10 protein-coding genes are annotated in these 8,565 nt (G+C 36.9%); 3 read left to right on the forward strand and 7 right to left on the reverse strand.

Features of this window, described 5'->3' with window-relative positions; all coding sequences use genetic code 11:
• The first annotated feature begins 52 nt into the window (after positions 1-52).
• Both otsB and AAV96_RS00960 read left to right on the forward strand, forming a co-directional pair.
• The gene (gene otsB, locus AAV96_RS00955) at positions 53-904 is read left to right on the forward strand and encodes a trehalose-phosphatase (RefSeq protein WP_046737960.1); all 852 of its coding nucleotides are present in this window, start codon (positions 53-55) and stop codon (positions 902-904) included.
• Positions 892-2,328 carry a trehalose-6-phosphate synthase gene (locus AAV96_RS00960; RefSeq protein ID WP_046737961.1) on the forward strand — a complete coding sequence of 479 codons (1,437 nt, stop codon included), beginning with the start codon at positions 892-894 and terminating at the stop codon, positions 2,326-2,328. The genes otsB and AAV96_RS00960 overlap by 13 nt, the downstream gene beginning before the upstream one ends.
• A 61-nt stretch (positions 2,329-2,389) precedes the next feature.
• Here the strand turns inward: AAV96_RS00960 and AAV96_RS00965 are convergent, their stop codons facing one another.
• The 5 genes from AAV96_RS00965 to AAV96_RS00985 all read right to left on the reverse strand — a co-directional run bounded on the left by AAV96_RS00965 (position 2,390) and on the right by AAV96_RS00985 (position 6,974).
• On the reverse strand, positions 2,390-3,580 hold the full coding sequence (locus AAV96_RS00965; protein ID WP_046737962.1) for an MFS transporter: 1,191 nt from the start codon (positions 3,578-3,580) through the stop codon (positions 2,390-2,392).
• A 383-nt stretch (positions 3,581-3,963) separates the two neighbouring features.
• Positions 3,964-4,608: a glycosyltransferase gene (locus tag AAV96_RS00970; protein WP_046737963.1), complete on the reverse strand. Its 645-nt coding sequence runs from the start codon at positions 4,606-4,608 to the stop codon at positions 3,964-3,966.
• On the reverse strand, positions 4,605-5,204 hold the full coding sequence (locus AAV96_RS00975) for a class I SAM-dependent methyltransferase (RefSeq protein ID WP_046737964.1): 600 nt from the start codon (positions 5,202-5,204) through the stop codon (positions 4,605-4,607). Before AAV96_RS00975 ends, AAV96_RS00970 begins: the two co-directional genes overlap by 4 nt.
• Positions 5,197-5,973 (reverse strand): PIG-L deacetylase family protein, encoded by a 777-nt coding sequence (locus tag AAV96_RS00980; RefSeq protein WP_046737965.1) that lies wholly within the window; start codon positions 5,971-5,973, stop codon positions 5,197-5,199. Before AAV96_RS00980 ends, AAV96_RS00975 begins: the two co-directional genes overlap by 8 nt.
• Positions 5,961-6,974: an acyl-CoA/acyl-ACP dehydrogenase gene (locus AAV96_RS00985; RefSeq protein ID WP_046737966.1), complete on the reverse strand. Its 1,014-nt coding sequence runs from the start codon at positions 6,972-6,974 to the stop codon at positions 5,961-5,963. Before AAV96_RS00985 ends, AAV96_RS00980 begins: the two co-directional genes overlap by 13 nt.
• A 264-nt stretch (positions 6,975-7,238) precedes the next feature.
• On the opposite strand from AAV96_RS00985, the gene AAV96_RS00990 reads away from it, so the two are divergent.
• The gene (locus tag AAV96_RS00990) at positions 7,239-7,472 is read left to right on the forward strand and encodes a DUF2171 domain-containing protein (RefSeq protein ID WP_046737967.1); all 234 of its coding nucleotides are present in this window, start codon (positions 7,239-7,241) and stop codon (positions 7,470-7,472) included.
• A gap of 132 nt (positions 7,473-7,604) precedes the next feature.
• Here the strand turns inward: AAV96_RS00990 and AAV96_RS00995 are convergent, their stop codons facing one another.
• Entirely contained in the window at positions 7,605-7,808 is a 204-nt protein-coding gene (locus AAV96_RS00995; RefSeq protein ID WP_046737969.1) for a hypothetical protein, read from the reverse strand.
• Between the two features lie 118 nt (positions 7,809-7,926).
• Entirely contained in the window at positions 7,927-8,376 is a 450-nt protein-coding gene (locus AAV96_RS01000; protein WP_046737968.1) for a hypothetical protein, read from the reverse strand.
• Positions 8,377-8,565 lie beyond the last annotated feature (189 nt).

The following is an 8,565-nucleotide window of genomic DNA, read 5'->3' on the forward strand; positions in this document are numbered from 1 at the left end:
AAATTTCACCACTCTATAATAAAAAATAAAATAGCGATAAGAGTTCTTAAAATTGAAAAAGAGAGTAGAAAAAATAAGTTTAAATTTAATTTTTTTAAAAAAATTAAAAGATAGACTTATCTCAACTTATAATAAGCCATGTCTATTTCTAGATATAGACGGAACTTTATCTGATTTTCAACTTGATCCTACTGAAAGTTATATTCCAACTAAAACTTTAAATATTTTAGGAAAAATTATTTCAAAGCAGATTCCTGTTGTTGCTGTAACAGGAAGAGACATTGATTCTGCACGTAAATTATTTGAATCCCTTAATCTTCCAATTGCTGCATTGCATGGATTAGAAATATATCTAGGAAATGAAAAAGAATTACATACACCAAAGAATTTCTCAGAAATTTCAAATATTTATAAAATTCTAGCTCAAGCATGTATCTCCTATCCAAGTTTACTGATTGAAAACAAAAAATCTTCAATTGCGTTGCATTACAGGAAAGCTCCAGAGCTACAAGATATAGCGAAAAAAATAATATTAGAAAGTCAAAAGATATTCCCCAATCTAAAGTTAATTCAAGGGAAATTCGTTTATGAATTATTACCTGCGCAAGCCAATAAAGGCTTGGCAATCAAAGAAGTTTTAGCTCATTTAAACCAGTATGAGGTTTACACACCAATTTTCATTGGCGATGACGTCACGGACGAAGATGGTTTTTATTTTGTGAATCAGGTGGAAGATGGCATCTCAATCAAAGTCGGTCAAGGGCTTACCCATGCCAAATATCAGCTTCAAGACACAAAACAAGTACATGATTTTTTAGAATTATTTTTAGAACACATTCAGAACTATGACAACAATATTAAAGGTAACAACAACTTAGATGGAGAGAAAACATGTCTAAATTAATTATTTTATCGAATCGAGTCAGTATTCCCAATGGGCAAAAAACTACCGCAGGTGGGCTTGCAGTCGCTATACAAGATGCATTAGATGATATTGGTGGTGTATGGCTCGGATGGAATGGCGAACGAGTTCATAAGCAAGAGGAAGTACATTTTAATATTCTTCGGAAGGATAAAGTTGAATATGTCACCTGCCCTTTAACAAATTCTCAATATTCTGATTATTATGCAGGGTTTGCCAACAATTCACTTTGGCCTGCCATGCATTATCGTTCAGACCTGATTGAGTTTAAAACATCAGAATACGAAGGATATCAAAAAGTAAATTATTTATTCGCTCAAAAACTTGCCGAAATTGCAGATCGAAACGATACAATTTGGGTCCATGATTATCATTTTTTAAGTGTGGCGAAATATTGCCGTGAACTCGGTATGCAGAATAAAATTGGATTTTTCTTGCATATTCCTTTTGCACCTTTATTTATCTGGCAAAAAATTCCATGTGCTCAACAATTGATTGAGGATCTATGCCAATACGATGTGGTGGGTCTACAAACAGATAAAGATCAAAAAGTGTGTATGCAAGTATGCACATCTTTATTGAAAGCACAGAAAATTCAACAAACGTTGTTAAGCTATCATCAACGTTTGACCATGATTAAATGCTACCCAATTGGGGTAAATCCAACAGCGATTCAAAAAGCAGCCCAACAGTTTATTGATGTACAAGACTTCCTTACCCGCCCAGTAGAGCTGAATGCTGCAAAAACCATTATCGGCGTAGATCGGATTGATTATTCAAAAGGTTTACTAGAACGTTTTTTGTCCTATGCAGAGTTCTTGGAGAAATATCCTGAGTATCAGCAGCATATTCAACATTTACAAATTGCTTGCCCATGCCGTTTGGAAGTTCCAGCTTATCAACGTTTATTTGAGCGTTTCAAGATTAAGATCGAGATGATTAATCAGGAATTTGCACAGGAAGACTGGCAACCCGTGGAATGTATTTATGATGCAATGAAACATCATCATTTGATGCAAGTCTATCGTCAAGCAGATGTATGCTGGATCAGTTCAATACGAGATGGGATGAATCTAGTCGCAAAAGAATATATTGCAGCGCAAAATCCATCAAATCCTGGTGTACTGATTCTATCCAAATATGCAGGTGCTGCAGAGCATATGTCAGAAGCACTACTGGTTGATCCTACCGACAAAACGGCAATGGTCGATGCTTTAAAAACAGCACTGGAAATGCCACGACAAGAGCGTATTTCACGCTACAAACAACTGATGAAAGGTTTAAAAGATTTTGATATTAATGACTGGCGCAATGCATTTCTTAACGACTTACAGAACAAAACCGCTGTGCAGGATTTCAGATTCCTGGGAATGCGTAACGTTAACCCTATTTATCAAAATTTATAGTACTTCGATTTGTAAGGAACTGGCAGTGTCCAGATATTGCCAGTTCAATTCACTATGATGCTTATTTCAAATAAGTAAACCGATTTAAAGCCACAATCAATAATAATAGACCAGATAGTGCCATAAACACTGTACTTAAGCCAATCAGCTCACTCACCATTCCAATGAAAGCAGGTCCAACCAAAATACCCGTATAAGCCATAGTCGAAACACAAGACAATGCAACTGCACTTGCCATCATCTTCTGACGTCCAGCACGGGAAAACATGATCGGGACGATGTTAGAACAACCTGCCCCAACCAATGTATAACCCACTAAAACCAGCCACCAATGAGGCGCGATACTGACCAACGCCAAACCTAAAGTTGCACAAATCGCGCTATAGGTTAAAAGCTTTTTTTCACCAAAATAACGGATCAGATAATGCCCCGTAAAACGTCCTATGGTCATGGCAATCGCGAAGAAGGTATACGCCAATCCCGCAAAAGCGGCATTAACTCCATATTGTTGCGTTAAATAAATACCACTCCAGTCCATCGCCGCACCTTCCGTCATGAAAATGATGAAGCAGGCAATACCAATTAATATAATCAAAGGTTGTGGCAGACGCTGGCGTATCGACTTTTTCACTTTCGATGATGTTTCAAGACTGGTGTTTTCTACAGCTTTTATGCTGTATGGCACTGAAAGAAAAACAATAATTACCAACAGTAAACTCACAGCAAATGCGCTTATGACAGACGAAATACCTAAAGCAAGCAATGCAGTAATCGTCAGTACCCCAGCTAATCCGCCTAGACTCGCCATACCATGGAAACCAGACATCAATGATTTTAAGCTATTTTTCTCAACCACTACGGCCTGAATATTGAGTGCAACGCCCAGACTTCCTGCTGCTGTACCAAATAAGAATAAGGTGATCGCCATCATTAATGGCGTGCTCCATAAGCTTAGGCTTGGCAATAAAACGGCAAGCAAGAGTAAAGCGAAACCGATCGGCAGACGACAACCAATACGCTGAACAATTTTACCTGTTGCAGGCATAGCTAGCATTGCACCTAAGCCACCGCATAATAGCAACAAACCAAAATCGGCATGATTAAAATGTAAACGTTGCTGGGCAAAAGGAATCAGCGGCGCCCATGCAGCCGTGGCGAAACCAAGACCGAAAAAGCTAAAACGAGTTGAAAGACGTTGAGCACTTAATTGAATTTCAGGATCAATAAGAGCAGTTCTGGAAAAAAGGATCATTTAATACCATCCACACAAATTAACTCAGAGCGTCCATCTCGGATAAATCACCATAGAAAAACCCCTGCTAATCTATAGAGAAGTTCTATAAATCCACAGAGGCTTTTATGGCGAAATTATACACAAAACCAAGCTAAAAACAGTATTTTTTACAAAAATAAAATTCATATATATCAATAGCTTATTATTGTTTATTCAAATAAAATTAAAGCATTTATTTTTAACACTTTTTCCTCTTAGCTTTTCAATTTAATTAGGCAAAGATATGAATTTACTTAAATTTTGTAGGGATGACTGAATTAAATAGCTCATTTATAAAGCTGAATAATATATGTCACCCGCTAAAGCTGTGGATTAACTTTCTCTCTCGAATTAGGTCAATTTTATAAATGTTTTAAAAAGTACGATAAACCTTCAGGTGCACGTCCATTTAATCGACTGCTAGTGGTGACGCGAACCAGATTACTCCAAGTGATTTTGCAACATTGCTTAATAAATTTTTCAATTAATGAGACATCCTCATGACAAGGAATAGGTTCAAAGCCTCCTGCCTGAATATAGGCTTCAGTACTAAAGCTTAAATTCGCCCCATGTATATGTTGATGATCCATCCTGTCCTGATAATGCGCCAGATATTTTTGCTGTTGTTGTATTGATAAGTGGCTAAGATCATCCAGTATAACGATTCCACAAATGGCATCTGTTGGCTGATGTAGCATTTGGCATAGTAACCAATCTGGATCTACAATTGTATCAGCATCCGTGCAAGCGACCCATGTAACTCCTTGATCGATTAGCTGCCTAATGCCAAGGTCTCTGGTCTTGCCTACACAAGCAAAATTACATTCAAGCCAGTTCATCTGGTGTGACTTTACAATCATGAGGGACTGGTCAGTGCAACTGTCTAAAACCACTAGAATCTCGACCTGACAGTGACCTATATTCTGTATAGCTTGTTCAATTGACTGCAAACAAGCGGATAAATTCTGTTCCTCATTATGGGCTGGGATAACAATACCTATTTTCATATTAAGCCCTGTTGTTTTGCCAAAGATGAAGAGTTTACCGTCCAGATATCAATCATAAAATCTGGATCATTCAAACTTAAATAATGAGAGAAAGGCAAAGATTGTTTTAAATGATCATGTACTTGAAAGGCGTCCAGTTCAAAATTCTGAATGGCATGACGCCAGTGACAACACAGGATTTCACCTTGTGGCGTTAAACTGTCTTTGAGCTGATTGATCAGCTTATGCAGTTCATTGCGTGATAAGTAATAAGCCACTTCACTGATGACAATCAGATCAAATTTCTGTTGAGGAAAATTTTCAGGTATTTTTTGCTGTTGAACATTCACATGGCCTAGATCCTGTAAACGTTGCGAAGCCCAATGGACAGCGTGTGCAGAAAGATCTAGACATAAAAGCTGACCAGCACGTTGAGCCAAATGTACACTTAAATGACCGTTGGAACAGCCAATTTCCAGCACTGATGAGTAGTGCTGTTGAGTGAGTAATGCTAAACAAATCTGCCTCTTACGAGCCTCATACCAATGATGATCGTAGCCCCAAGGGTCATTGTTGTGATGATATAAAGCTTCGAAAAATTGACTAGAATCATTCACAAAGATAGACCTCCCAAGGCATCAACAAACGTTCGATGATTGTTGGAGATAAAACCGCAGTATTGCCTGTACTTTCATCAGCTTCGGTCTGGCTTTTAAACTGCATAATGGCCTGACGTTTTTTGATTAATTGTGTTTGCGTCAAGCTATAAGCTCTGGCCTGCTGCCAGTTGATACGCGGATCTAATGGCCGCGCCCAATGCCATGCCCAGATCAGCACATGTAAATATGGTAGTTCATGCGCTAAAGCAAAGGTCTGAACCGTTTTTCCTACCGCTTCATGATCGGGATGCCCATCTTGCGCATAGCTACAAATCAGAATGTCTTCCGCTTGAACCAGCTTGTCTAGTTCTTGCCACAGTTGCTCTGTGTGCAAATGAATCTGTCCATCTGGTAAATTTAAGGTAATACGTTGTGCAAAATCCGAGACCTCTAAACAATGTAACGCTGCCAGACTTTCTTGAGGGCGGATTTGATCTAATTGCTCTGGACTATATTTACTTGAATTCGGATGGCTTTGGGTACCATTGCTAACGGCGACAATCACCAGATGACAATTCAAGCTAATCAGCTGTTGCATCAAGCCGCCACAACCGAGTATTTCATCATCTGGATGTGGCGCCACAATCACAATCCGTTTCGATTGAAATTTTTCAAGATTGAGCGGCGATAGTGGTTGTTGCTCAAATGCATAGAGCCATTGTTCTCTAGAGGTACCTTGCCCTTCAATAATACGATCTTCGACCAAAGGATGTTTTAGAGCTGCCATGACATTTGCTCCTGTAAACATCGTTCACTAATTTGCTCATCATCGAATGCCGCATGACTTTGCCGAATAAATACAGGTAAGTCAGCCATTAGGCTGGCAAAAGTTGCTTGTTCACAAAAAGGCCGTGCTCCAAGCGCTTTTCCTACCCCTTCAATAACCGCCAAACAGCTTTGTTCTGCCTGCGCACGCAAGATCCGTACATCTCGTTCATGACTAAGCTTGGGTTGGCTATCAATGAGTTGCGCGATATATTGGAAATATTGTCGGGTTACAGCAAGTCGAGTTGCCAACTGACCTAAATACATTTTCTTAAAAGGATTAGGGGTTTTAAGGCAACTTTGTTGTAGCTCCTCCACTAATCGTACTGCCGCACCGTACCAGCAAGCTGCAACACCCGCAGCACCATGCCAGAAACCAGCCCGATCAAGGTAATCGTTGGGACGACCAATGAGTTTGACGGCTGTCTCCTGAAAATTGACTCTAGCAGTCTGTGTGCCAAGCATGCCTACGGCTTGCCAGTGAGCCAGCTCAATGGTGATCGAGGGTTGGTTGAGGTCAATAACGCAGAGCTGAGATTGCCCCTGTTGATCTTTAAAATTGATTAATGCTTTTTGGACAAATTCAGCGCCTGAACACCACGGTTTAATTCCACGACAAAACTCATTTTCGACTTGTAGCGGCGCTGGCCCACCATCGGCAGCCCAAACAGCCCATATTTTCTCATCAATTTCATTTTCATATCCGAGTTCATACAAAATGCTTAACGCATCACAATGTGATTCAAAAAGCTTGGCTAAACTTAGGTCAAAGCCAGCAATCTGGGCAAAAACTTGCCAGCGTTGATAGATTTGTCCCGAAACAGGTTCAGGCAACCGTCCAACAGAATGAATCAACTGTTTCAGAACAATTGGACGTTGATTTATTTTTTCTTCAGGTGAGTACTGCTCAAAGCGATTTAATATCTCGAAAGTTGAGCTCTTTATAAATATTTTCCTATTCATTCTTAAAATATTAATTCAAGTGAATTTATTTAAACACTAATTGAAATAATACGTTTAGTTAAATAGTTTAATTGTAATAAAAAGATAAGCATTCGTAGTTATTTAAATATTTATTTCATTTTGTTTCATTGTTAACCAAACAGTATGTTTAGGTGAATCTATAAAATCATCATGTAAGGATTATTTAAAATCCAAAAATTATAAGGAAATATACAGTAGTTTAAGGGCTTCCGTGTTTTTATGTTTATAAAAGAGGTTTAAGAAATGAGTACTTTAAATATTCAAGATATTAAAAAACATTCAGATGTAATTGCTTCTTGTGGTACCAAAGTTGGAACAGTTGATCATCTCGAAGGTGATAGCCAACTCAAACTGACGCGTGATGAAAAGGATCAACATCATTTGATTCCAACGGCATGGATTGGTGAAGTCAAAGATGATAAAGTAGTTCTGATTAAAAATTCTGAAGAAGTTAAACAACAATGGCAGGCTATTTAACTTAATCTAAAAAAAATGTAATGCATGGCCAAATATTGGCTATGCATTATTATTAATTACGATCTTAAAATAATTTTATCAAATAGCTATTTTCCTCCCTATCAAAATATTCAGAAATTAATTTATATATAATTATTTTATTGCTTCTATGAGTGTATTTATTAAAATAGTTGCATCCTCCATACTTCCTTTATGTACTATATATGGGCCATGTCCACTTGCTGCTGTAACCGTATCAATTGTAATCTTTATATTTCCATCTACAGCTTTAAAAGTTGAAAAAGCCACTATGTGATCTGTATTTATATAATTTTCTGTATCAATTTTAATAAACATACATATCATCGTTAAGTTAATTTAATAAAAACACCCGCTGCTAAAAGCGGCACACTGAAAACCTATAGAAAAGGAGTATGCAGATCAATACTCCTTCCCTTTCCCATAAATAAGACCATTATTCATTCTTTAATTTTTTAAAATCATCACTTTTAAAATATGATTCAATCATATTTTCTGTATCATGTTTCTTTTTCTTCAGCAATTCACTGATATCATTTTCAAATGAAAAATCAGGTGGTATTTCCTCAATAAAAGGAGGCAAACGTTTAACTCCACCTTCAGTAATTTTTTCTATAAAGCCAGCTAACCATAATAGGAATTCATTATTCTCCTTATAGTTCGGTACCAAACTAATATCTACATATAAATGTCCATGACTTTGATTAGCTTGAAAACCATCTACAAATTCTATGAAATTGTATTTTAGTCTAAGGTCTGTATCTTTTAAATCTATACGTAATTGTTTAACAATAAGATTTAAAAAATCCTGAAGTGAGTTATTGAATTTCTTTTCTTCAAGAAATCTTTTGTAGATATTATCAGCTATACGTAAATATTGCGGCATGATTATTCCCTCTAATTCCTTATAGAAGTTAGAGTATGGTTATTTTTCATGAAATTTTGAGTAAGTATTAATAATATTTTTGTTTTTTTTGTTATTTAATGTAAAAAAATCACTATTATTTCACATTGAATATTATCAACAATTATATTTTCAAATTCAATCAATATATTCTTAATATTTAAAAATAAC

Origin of the sequence: Acinetobacter sp. AG1, assembly GCF_001005525.1 — a bacterium.
In the GTDB taxonomy this organism is placed as follows: domain Bacteria; phylum Pseudomonadota; class Gammaproteobacteria; order Pseudomonadales; family Moraxellaceae; genus Acinetobacter; species Acinetobacter modestus.